The organism is Rossellomorea aquimaris (assembly GCF_003315075.1).
Lineage (GTDB): Bacteria > Bacillota > Bacilli > Bacillales > Bacillaceae_B > Rossellomorea > Rossellomorea aquimaris_C.
On the sequence record NZ_QNRJ01000010.1, the window covers coordinates 44513 to 67375 of the forward strand.

Consider the following 22863-nt stretch of genomic DNA (forward strand, 5'->3'; position numbering starts at 1 on the left):
GGGAGTAATGGATAAGAAAGGCTGGATGGATGTCCCCGCTGAAGGAATGAGCATGTATCCTTTGATTAAAGAAGGAGATGTGTGTCGGTTTATTTCATTAAAGGAAGTCACAGTGAGAAAAGGGGACATCATTTTATTTCAAGACTCATCGGGTAAGTTAGTTGCTCATCGATTCCTTTGCATTCAATTCAGTGAAAATGTTGGAATGTATCTATTTAAAGGAGATACGAATGTTGGCTTCGACGTGCCGATATCAGACGAGCAGATGATCGGAAAGTTAGTGAAAATACGCAAGGGAGATGTGGTGTTATCTTTATCTCACCCTATTGCTAAAGGCTGGAGTAAACTCATTCTTCTTTTCCCTGTATTATCGTCATTCTTACAACTTATATTAAATAAAAGATGAGCGCAGGTGCTTACAATGATTGGAAGACTAACAAAAAAGTTGGATATTCAACAATATGGTTCTTTGAAGGAATTAAAGAAAACTTTTTTGTTGTTGAGACCTTTTCTTTTGAAGCATAAAAAAGTCTATATCGGTCTTTTTTTGCTTTTATTTATAGATATTACTATGACATTGTCCTTTGCTTGGTTCTTTGGAAATATTACGGATGCAGCGATTCAGGGAGATTTTCCCCGTTTGAAATGGTTAATGGTGATAGGTATTAGCTTATCGATGATCAGTATTGTGACAAATTTTATTGATACATATCTTGAGACGATTGCTGTTAATGCAGTGAAGCGTGATTTTAATGTGGACTTATATAAACATATTTTACTTTTACCAGGAGACACTCTCTCAAATCTCCATTCCGGAGAACTAATATCTCATTTTACAAATGATCTTCACAATATAGATGCCGTTGTTGGACGTGGACTTATTAACTTAATACGCTTTCCACTTATTACGATTGCCGCTTTTACTTACTTAGTGCAGATCAGTTGGAAGCTTTCGTTAATCAGTGTTCTTATCGCTCCTGTTGCGGTAATAGGGGGTGCAGTATTTGGGTTACTGCTTCGGAACAATAGTCGAGTCATTCATAATTTGATTGGCAGTATTAATAGAGGCCTTAATGATACTTTTCAAGGGTTCATAGTGATTCGTTCTTTTACGTTGGAGAAGATTTTCTTTACTAAATACGCCCGTCAGAACGAAGAATTATTCTCTCTCGAAATGAAAGACGCGAAACTGCGTGGGGCTTTTTATGCGGGAGGAGAAGCTGTAGGATCCATCACTTTTTTAGCAAGCTTACTAATAGGCGCTTTTTTTGTTTCAGATAAAGTAATCACGATAGGTGCTTTATTGTCGTTCATTAATCTAGTGAATCACCTCGTATATCCTCTGACTGGTCTTGCAGGTCAATGGGCAGGGTATCAACGTTCTATATCTGCATTAGATCGTATTACTAATTTATTGGACCAGCCCAGAGAATCACAAGAATTACCCACTTATTTACCAACCCAGAATCTCCATGAAGGTATTAGGTATCAAAATGTGACTTTTAGCTATGATGGAGAGCATAACGTCTTAAAGAACTTCAGCCTGGATATTCCTTCTGGAAAGGTAGTCGCATTTGTAGGGCCAAGTGGTGCAGGGAAGTCCACTTTATTTAATTTATTACAAGGTTTTTACATTCCACAGTTTGGTGTGATTTCAATGGATTCAAAAACATTAGGAGATACCAAAATTTCTGATTGGAGAAATTCCATCGCCTACGTTCCGCAAGAGACCTTTTTATTTAGTGGAACGATTGGTGAGAATTTAAAAGTTGCCCGTCCGGAGATCTCCGATGAAGAAATGATTGAAGCATCCCTGAAAGCGAATCTACATGATTTTATTTCAGGTTTGCCCAATGGGTATAACACAGAAATTGGCGAAAGAGGGTTAAAGCTATCTGGAGGTCAAAGACAAAGGCTATCCATTGCACGGGCGATATTGAAAGATGCCCCTATCCTTCTTTTAGACGAGGCCACTTCTGCTCTTGATAGTGAAACAGAATTCTTGGTTCAGGAAGCTCTTTATAAGCTAATGCAAAATAAAACGACTTTAGTCATTGCTCATCGTTTATCTACCATTAAACACGCAGATATCATTTATGTTATGAACGAAGGTAAGGTAGTTCAAAAAGGCAATCATGAGGAGCTGACAAGGGAAGAGGGCTTGTACAAGGAATTGAACAACCGTCAATTTTTTAAAGAGACAACCATTTCAAAAACTTTAGTGATGAATGCCTAACATAGTAAAAAGGGGGGGAATACATGCTCACACCACTTATAAGCTCGTTGTATGACAGAAACACCAGTCTTCCTCACAAAATCACATATTACCACCAAGCCATCCAACAAATAGAATCCCACTCCATCTCCCCCCAGATCTATCACTCTTTAAAAGAAAAGGGAGACCTTGAAAGAACACCACTATTCTTTCAAGTACGCCTAAAGCAAAAATACGATGAGGCACTATTTCAAAATATCCTTATCAAAAGTGAAACAGACAAAATCCTTAACAGGCTCGAAAAGGCGAAAATAGAAGCCATTCCTCTAAAAGGTGTATATTTTGCACAAGAATATTTCGGTCATCTGGCTGCCAGAGGGACATCAGATATTGATATTCTCATTAAAAAAGAATCGGTAGGAGAGACGGTTCAACTAGTTAAATCCTTAGGATTTGAACAGGAGGAAGAATGGATACCAGAGCATTTTCACTGTTCTTTTAGTAAACGTATTCCTGGGTCCCCCGTGCCTCTAGTAGTGGAGATACATTGGGGTATTGTGAAGGAAAAGACCTCTCATTTGGAGATTGATACCTTCTGGGAAGAGGCTGAAGCTGTAAAGGGAAGCTCCTATATTAAAAGTTTATCGGATGAACATACTTTTTATATGATTTGTCTGCATGGGTGGAGGCATAATTTAGACTCTCCACGATATTACCTTGATATTATTCAGTTGATTTTCAGGTTGAACAATCGAGTAGATCTTCATCGATTATTTCAACAAGCTAAAAAAGATGGGACCTTGAAAAGAATGGTTCGTACTCTTTCCATCGTGTATGAAGAGTATCCGATCCTGGAGAACGTTATGAAACTGCCTGTTAAACGAAGTATGAAGAAGCGGAGAAAGGGACGATTGTTTCATTACTTGGATTTTATCGATTTTCAATTTTTAAGCTATGACACTTTTCAACATTGCTTGAGAGAGGTGTACAGCTGGTGCTTTCCTAGAAAGACGGACATTTATACGGAATTAAACGTAGAGTATCAAAGGTCTTCCTATATAAAAAGTATATTCTTCTTATATAAAGAAAGGATAGGAAAAGGATTGAAAGCAACGTATTTGTTAGTCAGAGGTGCCAATCAGCCTTAGCACCAAGCACTTTCCTTTACCCAACCACGTAAAACCCTTATAATCATACAAATAGATTCAAGTTCTCTTCGTGCACCAGCGAATAAAGAGTAACCTGCTGCTTCCGCAGTCCAGGTTACTTTTTTATTGGAACGGGTACGATAATAGAGAATGAAAAACGGTGTGAAAGTAAGGGTATGATGATAAATGAAACAGTTACATAGACAGCATGTATGGCTGGGGAGGATCCTCGCGTCTGACCCGGGCCGGAAGAGATTTCAGCAGGCCGGTAAAGCAACGATCAGTTTAATATCGGCTGTGTTTACGATGCTTTTTTTATTAAAACTATTCGATCACACAGCGATTACGCCGGCCATTGTGTCAGGGATGGTAGGGATGCTCGGGATCTTCGTCGTTATGGATGACACAACGGCTAAAAAGAAGGTCACGACCCCGTTGATCGGTGTGGCGGTAGCGGTTGGAATCACATTGGGCTCCGCCTTTGCCCATTATAGTCTCGTGGTGAATATCCTACTGGTGGGAGCGATATTCAGCGCTTTTTACTTCTCCCGATTTGCCATCCGGTATTTTTCCATGGGAATGGCAGGATTTATGTCTATTTATATTTCGTCGATTCTTCAGCTTGATGTGGCGCATCTATCATGGTTCTATATTGGGATTGTGATTGGTGTCATGTACGCCTTTCTTTATAACTTCATTATTTTTAAAGGCTCGGTTCATGTGTTAAGAAGGAGTATGCGTTCGTTTCATATTCAATCCAACTTGACGTTTACGATTTTGATGAAGATGATTGAGGATCCGGACACGAGTAGTAAACGCAGGAAGCTTCTCGATCGAAATGTTCGAAGGCTGAATGAGTATGCGAGGATCGTAGCCGGTGATATCAATGAGAATGATTTGAAGAAGCTTTGGCCAGGTATCGAGCCCTCCCAATTGCGTCTCTATGTTTTTGATACAGAGATGTTGATACAGACGTTAACCGATTCTTTGAAGCGGCTCAAGGAGTTGGATGCCTTAGAGGTTACTGAGCTTAGACGCTTGCTTGTCTGGGTTCTCCGTTCGCTCCGTGATGCCGAGGTACTGGCCCAGGATTATGATCCCCGTTCTCTTGAAGAAGCAGAAATAGCCATACAGGGCCTTCGCCTTCTTTTATCAGAGATGTTGAATCAGGAAGAAAAGCCTGAAGGCTGGGTGTATCTTCTAAGGCGCATCGAGTCCATTGCCAATCATGTGCTGGAAGCAGCCATCACCATTCAAGAGTCGCTGAAGGTTTCAGAAAGCAAGGAAACGGACATAGAGAGTAATGACGAGTCCCTTGATGAGGAAAAAGAGGATAAGCCTGAAGAAGAGACCAGGAGTTTAAACCCTTCTACCCGTAAGGCGATCCAAGCTCTTGTTGCGGGTACGTTAGCGATTATTGTAGGGGAGCTGATTGCACCTGCACAGCCCTACTGGGTACTGTTAACGACCTTTATTATTCAAATTGGTACAGAGTCAGTAGGAAGAACTTATATGAAGGCCTTTCAGCGCTCGGTCGGAACGGTGACCGGGGCCATACTTGGATTCGGAGCGGCAAAGCTCGTTTCAGGAAATTCTGAGCTTGAAGTGTTCCTCTTGTTTGTCGTACTGTTCCTGGCCTTCTATCTTTTCACGGTTTCGTATACTCTTATGAGCTTGTTCATAACCATGCTCATCGCCTTTATGTATGACCTGCTCCTGGGCGGAATCAGTATGCAGCTGATGGGGGCACGGGTCATTGATACCATTGCTGGAGCGGCGATTGCCCTCTCTGTCTCGGCGTTTGTATTTCCAAAGAAAACAAAGGACAAGGTGGCAGATGCCTTTGATGATTTTCTTGAAGAGCTTGGAGGATATGTTTCTTCCTATATAAAAACCTTTACGGATATTGAGGATAAACCATTAACAGATCAAGCCTTTGATCTCGATCAGAAGCTTCAGGGTATAAAGGATGAAGCACAATCGCTTTTGCAACGACCTGGTTCCATGACACGATCGGGGATTGGACGTTGGGTCACGGTGGTGACAGCCATAAACTATTATGCAAAGCATTTGCTTGCTTCGTCCCATAGAAAAGTACCTGCAAAGGTTTCTGATGAACTTAATAGCGTTTTTCAGCAGACAGAAGAGAAAATTACTCATAACATTGAAACGTTACGTGAGCTGCTAAAAGAAAAAGAGAGCGCACGAGTTTTTTGGAGTTTAAGTGAGGAACGGGAAAAGATCGAAACTCTGGCACCGAGCAGACTGAAGTCACAAATGGATCTGATTCATCACCTCTACTATGTGTGGAAAATCAATCAATCGATTGTGGCACTTGGAGAGGAACTGGGGGCGGAAGTGAAGGAAACTCAAACAAAAGGGTAAAGCGAATCCGCTTTACCCTTTTGTTTATTGCGCTTATTTCACCTGTCGGGATAGTCGTTTTAGATAACTTCTTGTCAGAAATTGTTTTAACCCGTCACTCTTCGGGAAAACCATACCATCTATACATTTATATGATGGTGAGGTGGAGGAAATGGCAGACAAAAGCTTATTGCTGACCAAAGAAGATATGAAGAACCCTGATCTTGTTCCCCAATGGGTGATGGAAGAATATAAGAATTTTCACGAGGTAGTAACAGACCGAACGTTTCCTTGTTACTTCGGCATGACCGGAGAGAAAAAAGGAGAGCTTCGGTATTCGTATATAAGTCACGATAATTGGGAGCATCTGCCCGAAACGATTCAAGAGTTTATCGACTTGTTCGATGTACCAGAAGGAGAGCGGCTGATTCGTCACGGATTCTTTTTGTTTGTGGAACCAGAGGGTGAGGAGAGGTCCGTCCCTCATTATCGTGAGTATTTCTGGAAGATTCTGCAGTTTCTTCATGAGGAGGATGAGGAGGCTTGGCCAGAGGATTATCCGGAGGATCCGGATCATCATTTGTGGGCGTTTTCGTTTGCCGGGGAGCCGTTTTTCGTGTTTGGGAATGCTCCTGCTTATAAGCAGCGAAAGACGAGAGACCTTGGGAATAGTTTGGTATTAGGCTTTCAGCCGAGAAGGATCTTTGAAGGGTTGGAAGGAACGTCAAAGGGTGGCATTATGTCCCGTGAGAAAGTAAGGGAGCGGGTCGAGAAGTGGGACGGCTTGCCGAAGCATCCGAATATCAGCCATTACGGGGATCCTGAACACCGTGAATGGAAGCAATACTTCATTGGAGACGATGTGGAGCCGATTGAAGGTAAATGCCCTTTTCACCATAAATAAGAGAAAGAGTGTCAGGCCTCGGCCTGACACTCTTCTTCTTAATAAATATCGACATTCCCACTGGAAACGGAAACATTGATGTTGTATTTACCAGACCCTGCCACACCAGAAAGGTCTCCATTGTCTACCTTCTGATTCTTTAATGGGAGGTTGCAGGAGATATCTCCGTTGCTTGCTTTTCCGTTCAGCTTAAAGCTCGCGTCTTCAGGCAGATCCAGGTTGACACCTCCAGAGCTTACATCAAAATTCAGGTCTCCCTTTAGAGTGTCCATGGAGACTGTTAATTCACCAGATGATAAGTCACCTTCCAGAGGACCTTCGTAGTTCGACAATTCTACTTCCCCGGAGCTGATGTCCACATTACCTTTTTTTGTAGAGAGAGCATTCACGACCAAGTCTCCGGAAGAACCATCATGTTCGAATACATTCGTCTCAAGGTTTTCAAGAGTCATGTTTCCGGAACCCATTTCCACGGATAACTCATCCAGCTTCATTCGATTCGCATCGGATTTTCCTGCAAATTGAAGGTTACCGGAACCAATCTCGATTTCCATGCTTCGATCATATTCTTTTGGAATGTACACGGTTACGTTCGATTTGCGGTTGAATGCTACCCATTCATACCATTTATGCTTTACAGCCACTTCAATGGTGTCACCTTTTTCAGCTAAAGTCAGTGTTCCTTTTCCTTTCATATCAACTTTGACTTCATTCTGGTCTGTAGGAATGACTTCTGTATCGCTGCTTTCCATTTTAAGATCGATGTGATCGATTTTGTCCGTTACCCCGATACGTTCCCCTGACTTACTTTCTTTAGCAAACAACGATGTATTGTCATTCAGGATGACGTATAGCGTTCCAAGTGCAAGCAGTGCAATGATCACGGCAAAAGCATTTTTCATTAAAATCCCTCGCTTTGGTTTGTTTTTCCATTTTATAGTTTTATTTTAAAGCAGCTGCCGGTTCATCACAATGAGCCATGCGATTATTTTTGAATCAGACCAGAGGCTGAGTTCGGTGTGGGTTATGTAATAGAAAAAGACCGGTCTTAGGTGACCGGTCTTAGCCTTTATTTTGCGATAAACATCTGCGTCCAATATATTCCCTGGCTGGGATCCTTCGCTGTCCCCACGCCAATATGAGTGACTTGTTTGTTTAAAATATTTTTGCGGTGACCGGGACTGTTCATCCAAGCGTTAACGACAGATTCAGGTGTTTTTTGTCCAACGGCAATGTTCTCCGCTGCCGTGGAGTAATCCACCCCGAAGTTTTCCATCATTTCAAAAGGAGATCCATACGTTGGGGATGTATGAGAGAAATAGTCATTTTCCTTCATGTCCTCTGATTTCATCTCCGCCACATTCGCTAACTCTCCATCCATTTTCAAGGCACCAAGTCCATTCTTCTTACGTTCCTGGTTGGTTAAATCAACTACCTGCTTCACAAATCCACTTGCATCGGATGCCTGTGCATCCTGTTTGGGCTGACCCTCTGCAGGTGGTTCCGGTTGTGCTGTATTTGGCTCTTGTGCAGGCTGATTCGGCTGACGTGCTTCTTCATTACCTGGCGCATTTTCCTCACCGGGGTCTAAGTGGGTAAATTCGCGTAAGTCACCATTTGGGTCTATTGGAGCCATGAAACGGTGAAGGGGAGTTTGGTTTCCTTGCATTCCATTCATTCGATCTCTGCCATCGTTATCATAAGTAACAGGATCGTAATTCACGTTTTGTGTATCCATCAGGTTATCGTTTGCATCGTTATTGTTACAGGCAGTCATCAGCATAAACGGGATGACAGCGCATGCTGTAATGGAAAAAAATCGTTTTTTCATGTCAGGTCCTCCAATATTTTTAATTGCCTTTTACAAGCATTTAACAGTCTTTAATATGTACTCTCCAGGTGCTCTTTATCCTGTTAAAAATAGGGTTTGCTTCTTTCTTAAAGAGGGTTTTGTGATTTAGGCACGAATAGTATTGATAAGAAAAAAAGGGGGTAATTCATCCATGGAACGAAAGAGATTACGGGAAATGGGAGGCAGTATCGGTTCTTATTCAAGTGGGAAGTATAACAGCATAACCGATATTGAGGGAGTGAAGGTCGGACATAAAACCCTTCACTATGAGCTAGACGATACCGTGGTGCGAACGGGTGTAACGGCGATTTTACCTCATTCCGGCAATCTGTTTCGTGATAAAGTATGGGCGGGTTGCCATGTGATCAATGGCTTTGGAAAAACAGTCGGGACGATTCAAATGGAGGAGCTGGGTGTCCTTGAAAGTCCGATTCTCTTGACGAATACACTTTCAGTAGGGGATGTGTTGAAAGGGACGGTTCAATATATGCTGGACGAGACACCTGAAATCGGAGACACAACGGGGACAGTAAATGTCGTTGTGGGAGAATGCAATGATGGCTTCCTCAATGATATCCGTGGCCTTCATGTGAAGCCTGAGGATGCCCGGGAAGCCATTCTTCATGCACAGTCGGGGCCAGTCGATGAAGGGTGCGTTGGAGCGGGGACGGGAATGCTTTGTTTCGGTTATAAAGGTGGAATAGGGACGAGTTCCAGGGAGTATGCTTTTGGAGGTGAGAAGTATACGGTGGGTGCCCTCGTGTTAACAAATTTCGGACAGAGGAAAGATCTAAGGGGTCCCATTCTTAACAACGGGGAGGAGGAGAATGCACCGGATGGATCAATCATGATCATCCTGGCGACAGATGCACCCCTAAATGAAAGGCAGCTTAAACGCCTGGCGAAACGTGCTTCATTCGGCCTTTCAAGAACGGGTTCATATGCAGCCCATGGGAGTGGTGATGTTGTTCTTGCGTTTTCTACTGCACATCGTATTCCACATCAGCCTTCGAGTGATAACACGGTTCCTTACAGTTTCATTAAAGAAGACGGACCGATCATCTCTACACTATTTGAAATGACAGTCGATAGCGTAGAAGAAGCCATATGGAACTCTCTCTGTAAAGCGGAAACCACAACGGGCAGGAATGGAAGGAAAGTGGAAGCGATATCTTTAGATTTGCTCAGGGATGGACTGACGAAATAAGAAACTGTGTAACCTATTCAGGATTTTTTCTTTAATGGAAATTTATTTAACCATCAAATAAATGGGGTATACCATACATATGCGTACGAATTATTTGGTTGAAGGAAGTGACAGTCATGAATGATACCCCTATGCCTCTTTCGTTTTTCCAACAGCCCACTTTGGAACTTGCAAAGTCTTTGTTGGGATGTGTGTTAGTGAAAGAGACGGAGGAGGGAACAGCTTCAGGTTATATTGTGGAGACGGAAGCGTACTTAGGGCCAACGGATCGGGCGGCTCACAGCTATGGAAATAGACGGACGAAGCGGACGGAAGTCATGTTTCAGGAAGCCGGCAGGATCTATACATATGTTATGCATACTCACTGCCTGGTCAATGTAGTGAGCGGGGAAAAAGAAAAACCCGAAGCGATTCTCATTAGAGCGGTCGAACCCTTTGAAGGCTTGGAGCTAATGGAAAGTAGAAGACCGGGTCATGTGAGAAAAAATTGGACAAGTGGTCCAGGAAAGCTGACAAAAGCGTTAGGCATTACCATGGAGGATTACGGTGGCAGCTTTCTGGAACCCCCTCTCATCATTTCAAAGGGATACCAGCCTGAAGACATCGTGGAAGGAAAACGAATTGGAATCGATAACTCGGGAGAAGCCAGGGATTATCCTTGGAGGTTCTGGGTAAAAGGCAATCCTTATGTATCAAGATAATCATTTTTAGGAATTTTCTAATAATCAATTAAAAAATAACCCATAAGTACTATGTTTGTGGTATATTTTTCTTATAAGATAAAATCATATACTGACAATTCGAATGGGAGCTTTGAACCTAAATGATAGATGGGCGCTTACATTTAGGGGAGCTAGTAGCGCAACCGGCCACATACGAACGTAGGAATACGTTTTTGTGTGGTTTTTTTTATAAACTATAGAGAGTATAGGGGTCCTATGAATATCTTTACTATTTTTCAAAACGACTATATTTATCATGATTTTCAGCCCTTATATGAAATGGGCAAGCATCAATCCCTCTATGCATATGAGGGCCTGTTACGAAACAAGTATAACGAAAATCCCGAAAATGTTTTTCAGTCTGCGATGAAAGCCAATATCTTGTATAAGCTTGATACCTTATCCATTTCAAAAGCTCTTGAAAGCTTTACAGAGAATGGACTGAAGAATTGTAAGTTATTTCTTAATATTTATATCACAACGATTCTTCACCCAAGCTTTCATGCCTATTTTTATGACCTGATGAAGAAACATCCCGACATATTGGGGCGTCTAGTGCTTGAGATTAATGAGTCGAGTGCGGAGGAGCTGTGGCAGAACCCAATATTAAAAGAGTCTCTTAAAGAACTTAAGCAATATGGTGTTTGGTATGCGATTGATGACTTCGGGCAAGGGACCTCCTCCATCAAGAAATCCATTGAATATGAACCGGAGATCATTAAACTCGATCGTTATTTTGCTTTGAATCTTGCGCAAGATGATAAGAAACAACGATTCCTTTCCTTTTTTAATCAATTCTACGGTAAGGATACGTTAATTGTGTTAGAAGGCATTGAAACCAAACAGGATATGCAAGTGGCAAAGGATATTGGGATTACAATCGGGCAAGGCTATTATCTGGGAAGGCCGAGTCGATTATTAGCTTAAACAGGAAGGGTGACTCTGAAATGTAGGAGTCACCTTTTTTCGTGGACATCTGCTGCGAGATTGTCCGAATTAAAATAAAATTGAAAATATTTAACATTTCCATTAAACTGAGGAAAAAGAGAAAAAAAGGGGATCAGGGTATGAGGCTTCTCACATTTCCGCTGAAATTTATGTTCTATTATATTCTCGGATTAATCGGTATTTTAGCCGTGAGTATTGCTCCTGAAGTATTTAAGGAGAAGGGTCTGTACAATTTTGTCGGGTTCTTGGAAGAGTTTTTTAAGTTTGTTTTTGTATTTATGGACGGGGAAAATTGGAGCTATTCCTATAAAGGGATAACCGTCGATTTTCTGGACATGCTTTGGGGACCTTATCTGTATTCTTTACAGATTATCGGTGGAGCATTGGGCTTAGGCCTGGGAATAGCCTTCACCCTTACCATATTCACAGTGTTTTTGCCCCGATGGGTCACGTCTTCTCTAAAGAAAGTATTAAACCTCTTTGAGACGGTGCCTGACTTAATGTTTGCGTTTATGCTTCAGCTTCTCATTGTCTATGTCATTAAATATTTTGGCGTGGAACTGATGAATTTCACGGAGTATGGGGAGGAAAAGATCTTTCTTGCACCAATCATCACATTATCGATCATTCCCATGATCTCTTTCTTTCGAATTCTTCTTTTTATTATGGAAGAAGAAATGCTTAAACCGCATATTGAATTTGCCCAAAGTAAAGGAATGTCGAAAGGCAGAATTCTCTTTGCTCACGTATTGAAAAATATTTCTCCCAGCCTGTTTTATCATGGAAAGCTGATCATATGGGGGATGCTTTCGAGCTTATTCATCATTGAAACGATTTTCAATATGAGAGGAATCACGTATTATATCGTTCAGGACTTCAGACCAATGGTCATAGCCATCTCACTGATTATGATATACACGCCTTTTTTTGTCGTGTATCAAGGTGTATATCTATGGATCAATCGGGAGGGAAGCGTCGATCATACCAAATATAAAAAGGATAAAATAAAGTGGAGAGAATGGAAGATATGGAGCTGGCTTTCTACTATTAGACGGCTTTGGTGGCAGCATATGCATAATGGGAAGTTTGCCATAGGGTTTAGTGTCATCTTTCTCTTGATTGCTGTCAGTTTCCTTTATCCAATGATGAAAGAAGATCCGATTAAACAAATTCAGTTCATGAAGAACGATGAGGGACGAATCATCAGTGCACCTCCACATAAGCCATTTGGAGAGATGATATTGGGATCCGATTTCTTCGGGTATAGCATTCTCGATCAATTGATTGTCGGGTCAAAATATACCCTCCTCTTTGCACTGGTTGTCGCGTCCCTAAGGGTGATAGGTGGATTCTATCTTGGAATAGTCTATCATTTTCACTTGAAAGAGAACAGGAAGAATTGGCTTGATCGTATGGTCGATTCCATTCATTTCCTGCCACTGAGCCTCATTGCGTATCTTCTATTAAGGCCGGTACTTTGGGGATTGCCCGTGTTAGGATGGGATCACTCCATCTTTGAAAGACTCGTTTTTGAAGCTGTCGTGTTAACGATACTTGTGCTCCCGTTAACGACGGTTTTAATAGGGAATGAACTGAAGTTATTAGGAAAACAGGATTTTGTTCTGTCGGCGAAGCTCTTAGGGGGAACTAATCGTCATTTATTGTGGACGCATCTATTTCCTCATCTGGCACCAAGGTTATTCATTATATGGGGGCAGCAGTTTATCCAAACGCTTCTCATTCTTGTGCACCTGGGATTGTTTCATCTGTTCTTGGGAGGTACGATCATCACAGGAGGACTGGTACCCGATCCTCCGAAATCAGGAACATTTGAATGGTCAGGTCTGATCAGTTCCACTAAAGATTCCCTAATGACAGGAAAGTACTGGATTGTCATTGCTCCGTTAGCCGCCTTTATGATTGCCATCATCGCCATGCAGTTGATTGTACAAGGTGTGAAGGAAATCCAGCAAACAAAGGTAGGGGTACTGGTGAACAACACTCCAATTAAGAACAAACATAAGCTGGTGAAGAAGAAAACCTACCATCCAGTAGTGGAAGACTTTCATTTGGCTCGACAGCAATCCTTTAAGGGATAGAGGAGGGAACAGAGATTGAATAGAAAAAGTCCTAAATTGCCACTGACTGATGAAGAGAGGTCATCGCTTCGTAAAGAGAAAATCAGATTGGGAGACATCTTCGAATGGTCTCCCGATGCATTAAGTGAAAAACTTAATATCTCCCTGGATAGAGCCCGATACTTAGTCGGCATGTCCATATTTCAACGAATTCCGTCAATCGGACCGAATATGGCGCATAACGTCGTTGAAGATCTTGGTTTCTATTCTTACGAAGACATAAAGAACGAAAAGGGAGAAGACCTGATTATAGAATTGGAAAAGAAATACGGCGTCTGGATGGACCCTTGCGTAGAAGACTCCCTAAGGTGTGTCGTCCATCACGCCAACCATCCATCCTCCACCAAAAATTGGTGGGACTTCACCACCCAAAGAAAAACCTATCGCCAAACCCACGGCTACCCCGGCGACCGCCCCACCAAAGGCTGGGATGAGGGACGGACCTCATAAACTAAAAAGGTAGGAAGCAAAAAATCAGCTTCCTGCCTATATTTATATGCGTGCTCTTCAGGGGCGGACCTCTTTCGTATATACTCCTCAAAATGGACATGATAAAGAAAAAGGAGTGATGAAAGATGAGAATCCTGTTCTTCTGTTTACTATTGACGTTCTTTTTTCATGCTTCATCTTCTGCAAGAAACATCCTGCCCCTTCCAGCCCATCATAATGAACTCGCCATCGTTATTGATGATTTAGGAAACGATATGAAGGGAACAGAAGAAATCCTGAACTTACCCGTCACCTTGACGATAGCGGTTATGCCCTTTCTGCCAACAACACGGGAAGATGCGGAAAAGGCACATGGGCGGAGTCATGAGGTCATCGTACACCTTCCAATGGAACCGATGTCCGGTAAAGCAAGCTGGCTTGGACCCGGGGCAATCACCACTTCGCTTTCAAATGACGAAATCCGGAAAAGAGTAGAAAAGGCGATCGAAGAAGTTCCCTATGCAGTAGGAGTCAATCACCATATGGGCTCAAGAGCCACTGCCAATGAGAGGGTCATGAGAATCGTTTTAGAGGTATGCAAGGAAAAGGGGTTATTTTATCTTGATAGTAAAACTACAGGAAAAAGTGTCATTCCGAAGCTTGCGAAGGAATTGGATGTTCCCTATCTTGAGAACGAATTATTCTTTGATGATGTCTATACCATCCAGCATATCGGAAAGCAAGCCAAGCTCCTTTCTAAAGAATTAGATAGTGACACTTCAACCATTGCCATAGGTCATGTCGGGGTCACAGGAATCAAGGTTGCCACCATGCTTGAAGAGTTTCTTCCTCTTTATGAGAAAAAAGCTTCCATTGTCCCACTGTCAGACTTAATCCCTGAATATCATTTGATTGATGAGAGCATGCCTTGAATGGTGTGCTTTTTCTTTGTAAATCTTATGTTAAACCAATGCATATTTTTTTGATATAAGAAGACCCTCCCTTATAATCAGAAGGTAAGAAGGAGATGAGTCGATATGGATTATGCAATTGTGACGGGAGCAACAAGAGGCTTAGGCGAATCGATCGCCAAGCTATTTATCGAAAAGGGCATAGGACTGATCAATATTTCGCGGTCAGATAATGAAAGACTGCGAAAGCTAGCCGGGGAAAAAGAGGTATCGTATGACTTCCTACCGTGCGATCTTGCACAATCAGGAGAAACAGAAGCGGTCTTTCGTGAAGTGGGAGCAAAAGTATTTGGATATAAACCTGCCAGAGTCTATGTTATCCAAAACGCCGGTGTGGTGACACCAATCAATCCTTCTGGTGAAGTAGAAAATCAAGCTCTTGAAACGAGTGTGCATGTAAATTTACTATCTCCCATGATTGCTACCAATGAGATGATAAAAGCAGCACGGGGTTCTGACTCGAAGATGATCATGATCAATATCAGCTCAGGAGCGGGAAGTCGCCCTGTATATGGCTGGAGTACGTACTGCGCAACCAAAGCCGGCGTGAACATGCTGACAGAAACCGTAAGCTTAGAGCTTTCTAAAAAGCATAGCCGCCATCAAGTGATTGCCTTCAGCCCTGGTGTCATGGATACGGATATGCAAGGAGAAATCCGTTCCTCCTCTAAAGAAGCCTTTGCCGATGTCGAATCCTTCCAGCGCTACAAAGAGGAAGGCATGCTTCGTGAAACCGATACTGTCGCAAATGCACTGGTTAAGCTTGTAACAGAAAGCGAAATTGAAAGTGGTAAGCTGTATCATGTAAATGATTTGTTATAAAAAGAAAGCAGATTACCGGAAACGGAATCTGCTTTTTTCTTATCAAAAAAAGAGAGACAAACCCCAAAGGATTTGTCTCTCTGAATTTAAGATCGAACCGGATTTGCTTCAGGTGCTGATTTACGTGTGAATTTCGGTAGTGCAAATCGAATGGCAATTAGACCGCAAACAGCTATCAAGACCGGGTAGAAGGCATATGGGATGATGCTGATTGGTGAAATGCCTGCGACTTCAGCCACTAACAGGGCCTGTGCTCCGTAAGGGATTAATCCTTGAATCGAACAAGAGAAAATATCAAGGATACTGGCTGATTTACGGGCATCCACCCCATAGTTTTCACTAATCGATTTAGCAAGTGGACCGGCAATAATGATTGAAATCGTGTTGTTTGCTGTGCAAAGGTTAGTAGAACTCACTAATCCTGCTGTAGCAAGCTGTGCTCCCTGAGGAGACTTGATTTTGCGAGTGGTGTGATAAAGTAAAGCCTGAATCCCGCCGTTATGACGGATAAGTTCGACAACCCCGCCGATCAGCACGGAAAGGATCACAATCTCTGCCATTCCTGTCATACCATCGGCCACGCTACCGAAATAACTGGCTGGAGTAAAGCTTCCGTCGATGAATCCAATGATTCCAGCTAAAACAATGCCGCCTAACAAAACAACAAACACATTTAATCCTGCAAGAGCACCGATGATCACTCCAAGGTATGGCAGGATTTTAATCCAATTAAAGCTTTCCGCTCCGACAGTAGATTGATTCCCCATAGTAAGAACAAGGAGAATCACCATTGTCACGATTGCGGCAGGTAATACAATGAAGAAGTTGACTTTAAATTTATCTTTCATTTCCGTTTTCTGTGTACGAACAGCTGCAATGGTCGTATCTGAAATGAAGGATAAGTTATCTCCGAACATCGCTCCTCCAATGACGGTCGCCATGGCAAGGGGCATCGAAATATCTGTACCCGAACTAATCCCGACACCGATTGGCGCGAGTGCTGCGATTGTTCCCATGGATGTACCCATTGATAACGAAATGAAAGCAGCGATAATAAATAATCCCACAATGATCAAGTTACCAGGCAGCACGGATAGGGCGAAGTTTACAGTTGAATCAACGGCTCCCATCTTTTCAGCTACTCCGGAAAACGCTCCCGCTAACAGGAAGATAAAGACCATGATCATGATATCAGGGTGACCGGATCCCTTAGCGAAACGCTCAATCTTAGCCGTTAACGTCTCTTTTCGGTTCATCAACAGACCAACCACGGATGCGATGATAATTGATACTAGTACAGGAAAGGCATAAAAGTCTCCTGAAATGATGCCTGCTCCAAGGAACAGAGAAACAAATATGATCAAAGGCAGTAACGCCAATAGATTTCCTTTTTCTTGATTCATTCCTAACACTCCTTTGTCGTCCAGTTTACTAAAATACAAAAAACCTCTTCCGGAATAAGAAGAGGTTTCAAAAGAACGAAACACTCCTCTTATCTTTCAAGCATTTCGCTTGCTGGATGTGGCACAGCACTCAATATGAGTCCGCTGCCGAGACATCGCAGGGCCAGTCCCTCCGTCTCTCTGGATAAGAAGAATATCGTATTTAGTTGATTTAAAATATACTTCCATACTTTAAAGGGTTTACTCGAAAAAGTCAACGGGAAATTTTTCTGCTTACTTGATACGGACATCGGTCTATTTCCTCCCTTACCAGCAACAAAAGCATGACTTTATCCATAATAAGGCATAAACTCATAGACAATTGAACGTTCAAGGTCTACTATAAGGAAGACAAAAAACATCTTGGGGGATACGGTAGTGGAAAGAACAGTACGAAATCAAATTTTTACTTTACAAGGATTTTACTTATTAACGTTCTTCGGTGTTGGTAGTTTATATCCCTTACTCAGTGTGTATTTGAGCGAAAGCGTGGGGTTAAATGGCTATCAGATTGGAACGATCATGTCTGTAGGTCCCATCATGATGATTTTCTTCCAGCCCATTTGGGGAATGGTGAGTGACACGACCAATCGTCCCACCGTGGTTCTTGGTTTAACCTCTTTAGTGGCGGGAATCTTTGCACTCGGCTACTTGTTTATGGACTTTTACTATGGTCTGCTTATCGTGGCCATTCTAGTTGCCATTTTCCAAAGTGCGATCATTCCCGTTTCCGATAGTATCAGCTTGAAGTATACAAGCAAGGTCCGGTATAACTACGGAAATATCCGTTTGTTCGGTTCTTTGGGCTTTGGTATAGCAGTCTTTATAATGGGAAGACTTTCAGAAGGATTTATCGGGCCTACCATCATTTTTTACTCTTTCTTTATCTGTTTAGTTCTATCGGGATTCCTTTCCTTCCGGTTTCCGAAAGAGAGAGCGGCAGCAAAGCTTGATTTAAAGGCAGGAATGAAGGAATTATTCACGATGAAAAAGTTCCTTATATTTTTAGCGGTTACTTTCTTAGTGTTCGGTCCGAATCTAGCCAATAATGTGTATTTCGGATTATTTGTTGAAGATTCAGGCGGAACGTATGCGGGAATTGGTCTCGCGTTCCTGATTGCAGTGTTATCGGAGGTTCCCTTTATGAGGATCGCCGGTGGATGGATTGATAAATTCGGTTTGTTATCAGTCGCTGCCCTGGCAGGGGCTGCATCCATGCTCCGCTGGCTCTTTTACTTTACAGAACCCAGCCTGTGGCTTGTCTATTCATCGGCTGTCATGCAAGGTCTTGCCATTGGCTTGTTCATCCCAGCCGGATTGCGCTACATCAAAGAAATCACGCCTTCCCACATTACAGCAACAGCCGTTACGGTATATTCAGCAATCGGAAACGGACTGGGGAATTGGTTCAGTACCTTTGTTGGCGGCTTTATCTATGAAACGTACTCCATTTACACGGTGTACTTATTCTTCGCAGTCCTATCCCTATTAGGTATTTTCCTTTGCTTCGTCCTCATGAAAGAAGAAAAGAAGAATGCACTCGCTTATTAATACATCAATGCGCCTGAAGAGAACAACTCTTTTCAGGCGTTTTTTTGTTAAAAAATATTAAAAGGGAGGATTTTCCTTTAGTGGTAGCTAATAGGTATAATAAGGGAGAGAGAGTTAACAAACAAAAAAGTAATCTAAAAAGGTTTTGATAAACAAGAATTGTGGTAGAAGAAGGATAAGTATTCATTGATAATTATATAAATACCAGTTAGAATAATATTATTAGAAAATTCTCTCAATTATATAAACTAGAAAAGAAACATATTACATTATTTGAAAAGGGGATATTAAAATGGAAAATACATTCGTGTACTCAAAAGATAATGCAAACCTTGGAGATACCGTTCAATTCAAAAGAAAGAAACATGTAATCAATGGTGTGGTTACTACCCTTAGAGAAAACACGGTCATTGTTAAAATGGACCAGGACGTTGCGAAGAAGCTGGATTTACCGGATGATCAAACCGTCGTGTCACATAAAAACTATGTCGTCATAGAACGTGCTGAAATTGGTACACAACCTGTATTTGTATATGATGGGTGGAATAGCGCATTAAAAGCTTAAATTCCAGCATTCAAAGTAAAAGACCCTGACACGCCTACCATTAATATGGATTAGACGTTTCAAGGTCTTTTTATGTGGAATCTGACACTCGCTAATGAAATGAATCAACTACAACCTGGTTCATTTAATTTAGCCGCATATTCCTTCACCATTTCAATTGTGACAAGCTTTCTCTGTGGAACGACACCTTGACGGGCAAGGACGTTGATTTCATTCGTCACTTGATTAATGGCATCCGTTGTAAACGGCTGCTCATTCAAACAAAGCTGAACGGCTTCATCGATCGCTCTTTCTCTATGCTCATCCAATATCATAAATTGTTGTACCAGTTGATTTTGCTTACTTGAATGTTTCGTAATGTCTTTATGTACACTCATGATTTCATCCCTCTCTATCAATTACGCATTATATCCTCTATTATGCCTTCTTCCAGGCACTCATGGCAATGTCTTAGAATATCCCTATCTATAAGATAGGGGACAGGAGCCTTGAAATTGATTCTTTCAATTTGATCTTCAGAGGTCTTTCATCATACTCTTCCATGGTTAATTCTCTGCTCTTCTCCATATCTTCCCTGAACACAGTGCTCAGACTTTCAGAAATAGTTTGATCATATAAAAAGGCATTTACCTCGAAGTTGAGACGAAAGCTTCGCACATCAATATTTGCCGTTCCAACAGAAGAAATGGTTTCATCCACTACAATGGTTTTGGCATGAATAAAGCCGTTTTCATATATATAAATTTTCACTCCTGCCTTCAGTAACTCACCAATGTATGAATAGGTCGCCCAATACACAAATAAATGGTCCGGTTTGTTTGGAATCATAATCCGGACATCGACTCCTGTAAGAGCAGCAATTCTCAGCGAATCCAGCAGGCTGACGTCCGGAATGAAATAAGGAGTTTGAATATAGATGGATCGTTTGGCAGATGAAATCATTTTAATATATCCGTTTTTAATTTGCTCCCATTCAGAGTCGGGGCCGCAAGTCACAATCTGTACTCCGGCATGACCAGTAAAGGAAGGCTGTGGGAAGTATCGTAAATTGTAGGCGATCTTCTTCGAGCGGCTGGCTTGATTCCAATCCAGAATAAACCGGGTTTGCATGGCAAGTGTTGAACTCCCTAGGATCCGCAGGTGAGTATCACGCCAATAACCGAACTTAGGATTCAAGCCCAGGTATTCATCTCCAATATTAAATCCGCCTACATAGCCGACTTTCCCGTCAATAATCACGAGCTTTCGGTGGTTACGATAGTTTAGGCGGAGATTGATGAAGGGGATTTTTGAAGGGAAAAACACGGCCACTTCCCCGCCGGCTGCAAGGAGTTCTTTAAAGAAGCGTCTTCTTGTCCTCCGGGAGCCCATTTCATCATATAAAACCCTGATCTTTACGCCTTGCTTTGCTTTCTCAGTAAGCTTCTCCAGGATCCGCTTGCCTAAGTGGTCTTTCTTAAAAATATAATACTGAATATGAATATGATCCTGTGCTGCGTCCATGTCTTTCAATAAGGACTCGAATTTGTCCTCCCCGTGGGTGAACACTTGTACTTCGTTATCCTGGGTCAAAAGTGCTTCATTATTCATGAGGTGCATATAAATAAGGTCCTGATAGCGGGAGGACGTTTCATTTTTAAAAGGGAATCGGTGTTCTTTCAGGGAGTGTATCTGCTTTTGAATCAAATCTTCAATGCCGATTTTCTTCATATCTTCCCAGTCGAATAATCGCTTTCTGGTTAAGTTCTGACCGAAGATTAAATAAAGAATAAAGCCCAGCAGGGGAATGAAAAACAGAACCATAAGCCATGCCCAGGTCGCACCGGCATCTTTTCGCTCCAGGAAAATGATGGCCCCGGCAAGGACCAAGTTAAGAACAAATAAAACCCCTAAAAGAGAAGATAGGATACTCATAGTATGTAAGGCTCCTTTAACTAGCTTTCTATAAGTAGTATACCTGAGAATGGAATAGAAAAAAATGACAAAGAAAAACAGAGCAGACTGTCAGCCTGCTCTGTTCGGTAGGATTCTTTATTCATTCACAGCTTTTTTAGTCATTTCCCGTCCACGTGTTGGCCAGCTTTCGACACCCTTTAAACCAGGAATATCATCTGCATAGAAAATCGGGTCCAAACCTTGTCGACGCTGAGACATATAATTGTCCAATGCTTTAAAAGCAATTGGTGCTAAAATACCGATGGCAATTAAGTTGGTAAGAGCCATTAATGCCATGGAGAAGTCTGCTAAGCTCCAAACAATATCGAGGCTTGCAACTGAACCGAAGATCACCATTCCTAAAGCAATGAAGCGATAAATCAGAAGTCCAGTCTTACTTTTATTAATGAATGGAAGGTTGGCTTCCCCGTAGTAATAGCTTCCAATGATGGAGCTAAAAGCGAATGTGAAAATGGCAATCGCTAAGAAAATACCAGCCCATGAGTTAAAGTGCTCTGACATGGCTGCTTGAGATAGCTCGATACCCGTCAGTCCGGAACCGTACGCATCTGAAGTTAAGATGATAAACGCGGTTGCAGAACATACGAGCAGCGTATCAAAGAATACACCAAGTGCTTGAATGAAGCCTTGTTTCACCGGGTGAGAAACAGATGCTGTAGCGGCTGCATTCGGCGCACTACCCATACCGGCTTCATTGGAGAATAGTCCGCGTTTTACACCGTTCATAATCGCGGCACCAATTCCGCCCCCGACCACTTGTTCAAATCCAAAGGCACTTTTGAAAATAAGTGCAATGACTCCCGGCATTTCTGTAATATTCGTAATGACTACAAATAAAGCTAATACAATATAGAAGACCGCCATGATTGGAACAATGATGGAAGAAAAGGTCGCTATACGTTTAACGCCCCCGAAGATGATGAGTGCAGTCAAACCAGCTAACACAATTCCGATAACAAACGTGTTAATTCCGAATGAATTACTGAAAGCTGTTGCGATGGTGTTACTTTGAACCGCATTAAAGGTTGTCCCAAAGGAAAGGATGATGGTGACAGCGAAGATCGAACTCATCCATGGCTTGCCCAGTTGTTTCTTCATATAGTAGCCGGGGCCGCCCTTGAATCCAACCTTATCCTTTTCTTTGTAAATTTGGGCCAGTGTACTTTCGACAAAGGCGCTGGCTCCTCCCAGAATGGCGACAAGCCACATCCAGAAGACTGCTCCAGGTCCCCCAATTGCTAAGGCAATGGCTACTCCTGCTAAATTACCTGTACCAATTCGAGTACCTGCTCCAATAAAGAATGCCTGCAGGGATGATATTTGCTTTTCCCCTTCCGCCTCGACCACATCTTTATCTCCTAATAATCGAAGCATTTCACCTAAGTGGCGAATTTGAACGAATTTAGATCCGATTGTGAAGTATAATCCTAAAATGAGGAGTACGCCTATTAAAATATAACCCCATAATATTGAATTTGCTTCCGTGACTAAATTGTTTAAAATATCCATGATAACCCCCTCAGAAATTTGTGTCGGTTACGTTTAATATTATCTGAAAATTTGAAATAAAAGTCAAGTTATTATCTGAATATTAAAAAATTACCAGGAGTTATTTAGAAGGTCGAACTA

20 protein-coding genes and 2 riboswitches are annotated in these 22863 nt (G+C 42.1%); of the genes, 14 read left to right on the forward strand and 6 right to left on the reverse strand.

Annotated features, from left to right (window positions below):
* Positions 1–7 precede the first annotated feature (7 nt).
* The 5 genes from DET59_RS13590 to DET59_RS13610 all read left to right on the forward strand — a co-directional run bounded on the left by DET59_RS13590 (position 8) and on the right by DET59_RS13610 (position 6631).
* On the forward strand, positions 8–406 hold the full coding sequence (locus DET59_RS13590) for a signal peptidase I (protein WP_181778159.1): 399 nt from the start codon (positions 8–10) through the stop codon (positions 404–406).
* A gap of 15 nt (positions 407–421) precedes the next feature.
* Complete coding sequence (locus DET59_RS13595) at positions 422–2236, forward strand: ABC transporter ATP-binding protein (RefSeq protein WP_113970199.1); 1815 nt, start codon at positions 422–424, stop codon at positions 2234–2236.
* A 23-nt stretch (positions 2237–2259) separates the two neighbouring features.
* Positions 2260–3363: a nucleotidyltransferase domain-containing protein gene (locus DET59_RS13600; protein ID WP_113970200.1), complete on the forward strand. Its 1104-nt coding sequence runs from the start codon at positions 2260–2262 to the stop codon at positions 3361–3363.
* Positions 3364–3549: 186 nt separating this feature from the next.
* Entirely contained in the window at positions 3550–5748 is a 2199-nt protein-coding gene (locus DET59_RS13605) for an FUSC family protein (protein ID WP_113970201.1), read from the forward strand.
* Between the two features lie 151 nt (positions 5749–5899).
* A complete protein-coding gene (locus DET59_RS13610; protein ID WP_113970202.1) occupies positions 5900–6631 on the forward strand; it encodes a YqcI/YcgG family protein in 732 nt (243 codons plus the stop codon).
* Positions 6632–6669: 38 nt separating this feature from the next.
* On the opposite strand, the gene liaG is transcribed toward DET59_RS13610, so the two are convergent.
* Positions 6670–7533 (reverse strand): LiaG family protein, encoded by an 864-nt coding sequence (gene liaG, locus DET59_RS13615; protein ID WP_113970203.1) that lies wholly within the window; start codon positions 7531–7533, stop codon positions 6670–6672.
* 167 nt (positions 7534–7700) lie between these two features.
* Complete coding sequence (locus tag DET59_RS13620) at positions 7701–8462, reverse strand: CAP domain-containing protein (RefSeq protein ID WP_258549671.1); 762 nt, start codon at positions 8460–8462, stop codon at positions 7701–7703.
* 172 nt (positions 8463–8634) lie between these two features.
* On the opposite strand from DET59_RS13620, the gene DET59_RS13625 reads away from it, so the two are divergent.
* The 7 genes from DET59_RS13625 (at position 8635) to DET59_RS13655 (ending at position 15720) form a co-directional block, all read left to right on the forward strand.
* The gene (locus DET59_RS13625; RefSeq protein WP_113970204.1) at positions 8635–9690 is read left to right on the forward strand and encodes a DmpA family aminopeptidase; all 1056 of its coding nucleotides are present in this window, start codon (positions 8635–8637) and stop codon (positions 9688–9690) included.
* 116 nt (positions 9691–9806) lie between these two features.
* A complete protein-coding gene (locus DET59_RS13630; RefSeq protein ID WP_113970205.1) occupies positions 9807–10391 on the forward strand; it encodes a DNA-3-methyladenine glycosylase in 585 nt (194 codons plus the stop codon).
* A gap of 98 nt (positions 10392–10489) precedes the next feature.
* A riboswitch (cyclic di-GMP riboswitch) is annotated at positions 10490–10570 on the forward strand.
* A 58-nt stretch (positions 10571–10628) separates the two neighbouring features.
* Positions 10629–11339, forward strand: coding sequence for an EAL domain-containing protein (locus tag DET59_RS13635; protein WP_113970206.1), 711 nt, complete (start codon positions 10629–10631; stop codon positions 11337–11339).
* A gap of 140 nt (positions 11340–11479) precedes the next feature.
* Complete coding sequence (locus DET59_RS13640; protein WP_142675591.1) at positions 11480–13459, forward strand: ABC transporter permease subunit; 1980 nt, start codon at positions 11480–11482, stop codon at positions 13457–13459.
* A 15-nt stretch (positions 13460–13474) separates the two neighbouring features.
* The gene (locus tag DET59_RS13645; RefSeq protein ID WP_113970208.1) at positions 13475–13948 is read left to right on the forward strand and encodes a helix-hairpin-helix domain-containing protein; all 474 of its coding nucleotides are present in this window, start codon (positions 13475–13477) and stop codon (positions 13946–13948) included.
* A 125-nt stretch (positions 13949–14073) separates the two neighbouring features.
* Positions 14074–14859, forward strand: a complete 786-nt coding sequence (locus DET59_RS13650) for a divergent polysaccharide deacetylase family protein (protein ID WP_113970209.1) — start codon at positions 14074–14076, stop codon at positions 14857–14859.
* A 105-nt stretch (positions 14860–14964) separates the two neighbouring features.
* Positions 14965–15720, forward strand: a complete 756-nt coding sequence (locus DET59_RS13655; protein ID WP_113970210.1) for a (S)-benzoin forming benzil reductase — start codon at positions 14965–14967, stop codon at positions 15718–15720.
* An 86-nt stretch (positions 15721–15806) separates the two neighbouring features.
* Here the strand turns inward: DET59_RS13655 and DET59_RS13660 are convergent, their stop codons facing one another.
* Entirely contained in the window at positions 15807–17123 is a 1317-nt protein-coding gene (locus DET59_RS13660; protein WP_113970211.1) for a Na+/H+ antiporter NhaC family protein, read from the reverse strand.
* A gap of 86 nt (positions 17124–17209) precedes the next feature.
* Positions 17210–17314: riboswitch (SAM riboswitch) on the reverse strand.
* A 226-nt stretch (positions 17315–17540) separates the two neighbouring features.
* Between DET59_RS13660 and DET59_RS13665 the strand changes: the two genes are divergently transcribed.
* Together DET59_RS13665 and DET59_RS13670 are read left to right on the forward strand one after the other, a co-directional pair.
* Positions 17541–18713, forward strand: a complete 1173-nt coding sequence (locus DET59_RS13665; protein ID WP_181778160.1) for an MFS transporter — start codon at positions 17541–17543, stop codon at positions 18711–18713.
* 292 nt (positions 18714–19005) lie between these two features.
* A complete protein-coding gene (locus DET59_RS13670) occupies positions 19006–19278 on the forward strand; it encodes a DUF2187 family protein (protein WP_113970213.1) in 273 nt (90 codons plus the stop codon).
* 104 nt (positions 19279–19382) lie between these two features.
* Here the strand turns inward: DET59_RS13670 and DET59_RS13675 are convergent, their stop codons facing one another.
* The 3 genes from DET59_RS13675 to DET59_RS13685 form a co-directional block, all read right to left on the reverse strand.
* Complete coding sequence (locus DET59_RS13675; protein ID WP_181778161.1) at positions 19383–19655, reverse strand: YpbS family protein; 273 nt, start codon at positions 19653–19655, stop codon at positions 19383–19385.
* 88 nt (positions 19656–19743) lie between these two features.
* The gene (gene cls / locus DET59_RS13680) at positions 19744–21192 is read right to left on the reverse strand and encodes a cardiolipin synthase (protein WP_113970214.1); all 1449 of its coding nucleotides are present in this window, start codon (positions 21190–21192) and stop codon (positions 19744–19746) included.
* Between the two features lie 117 nt (positions 21193–21309).
* Positions 21310–22743, reverse strand: a complete 1434-nt coding sequence (locus tag DET59_RS13685) for an alanine/glycine:cation symporter family protein (protein WP_113970215.1) — start codon at positions 22741–22743, stop codon at positions 21310–21312.
* Positions 22744–22863 lie beyond the last annotated feature (120 nt).

Coding starts and splice junctions, on each gene's coding strand:
- DET59_RS13595 (WP_113970199.1), top strand. CDS start 422: ATGATTGGAAGACTAACAAAAAAGTTGGATATTCAACAATATGGTTCT.
- liaG (WP_113970203.1), bottom strand. CDS start 7,533: ATGAAAAATGCTTTTGCCGTGATCATTGCACTGCTTGCACTTGGAACG.
- DET59_RS13650 (WP_113970209.1), top strand. CDS start 14,074: ATGAGAATCCTGTTCTTCTGTTTACTATTGACGTTCTTTTTTCATGCT.
- DET59_RS13675 (WP_181778161.1), bottom strand. CDS start 19,655: ATGAGTGTACATAAAGACATTACGAAACATTCAAGTAAGCAAAATCAA.
- DET59_RS13620 (WP_258549671.1), bottom strand. CDS start 8,462: ATGAAAAAACGATTTTTTTCCATTACAGCATGCGCTGTCATCCCGTTT.
- DET59_RS13640 (WP_142675591.1), top strand. CDS start 11,480: ATGAGGCTTCTCACATTTCCGCTGAAATTTATGTTCTATTATATTCTC.
- DET59_RS13605 (WP_113970201.1), top strand. CDS start 3,550: ATGAAACAGTTACATAGACAGCATGTATGGCTGGGGAGGATCCTCGCG.
- DET59_RS13625 (WP_113970204.1), top strand. CDS start 8,635: ATGGAACGAAAGAGATTACGGGAAATGGGAGGCAGTATCGGTTCTTAT.
- DET59_RS13660 (WP_113970211.1), bottom strand. CDS start 17,123: ATGAATCAAGAAAAAGGAAATCTATTGGCGTTACTGCCTTTGATCATA.
- DET59_RS13600 (WP_113970200.1), top strand. CDS start 2,260: ATGCTCACACCACTTATAAGCTCGTTGTATGACAGAAACACCAGTCTT.
- DET59_RS13685 (WP_113970215.1), bottom strand. CDS start 22,743: ATGGATATTTTAAACAATTTAGTCACGGAAGCAAATTCAATATTATGG.
- cls (WP_113970214.1), bottom strand. CDS start 21,192: ATGAGTATCCTATCTTCTCTTTTAGGGGTTTTATTTGTTCTTAACTTG.
- DET59_RS13635 (WP_113970206.1), top strand. CDS start 10,629: ATGAATATCTTTACTATTTTTCAAAACGACTATATTTATCATGATTTT.
- DET59_RS13630 (WP_113970205.1), top strand. CDS start 9,807: ATGAATGATACCCCTATGCCTCTTTCGTTTTTCCAACAGCCCACTTTG.
- DET59_RS13590 (WP_181778159.1), top strand. CDS start 8: ATGGATAAGAAAGGCTGGATGGATGTCCCCGCTGAAGGAATGAGCATG.
- DET59_RS13655 (WP_113970210.1), top strand. CDS start 14,965: ATGGATTATGCAATTGTGACGGGAGCAACAAGAGGCTTAGGCGAATCG.
- DET59_RS13670 (WP_113970213.1), top strand. CDS start 19,006: ATGGAAAATACATTCGTGTACTCAAAAGATAATGCAAACCTTGGAGAT.
- DET59_RS13610 (WP_113970202.1), top strand. CDS start 5,900: ATGGCAGACAAAAGCTTATTGCTGACCAAAGAAGATATGAAGAACCCT.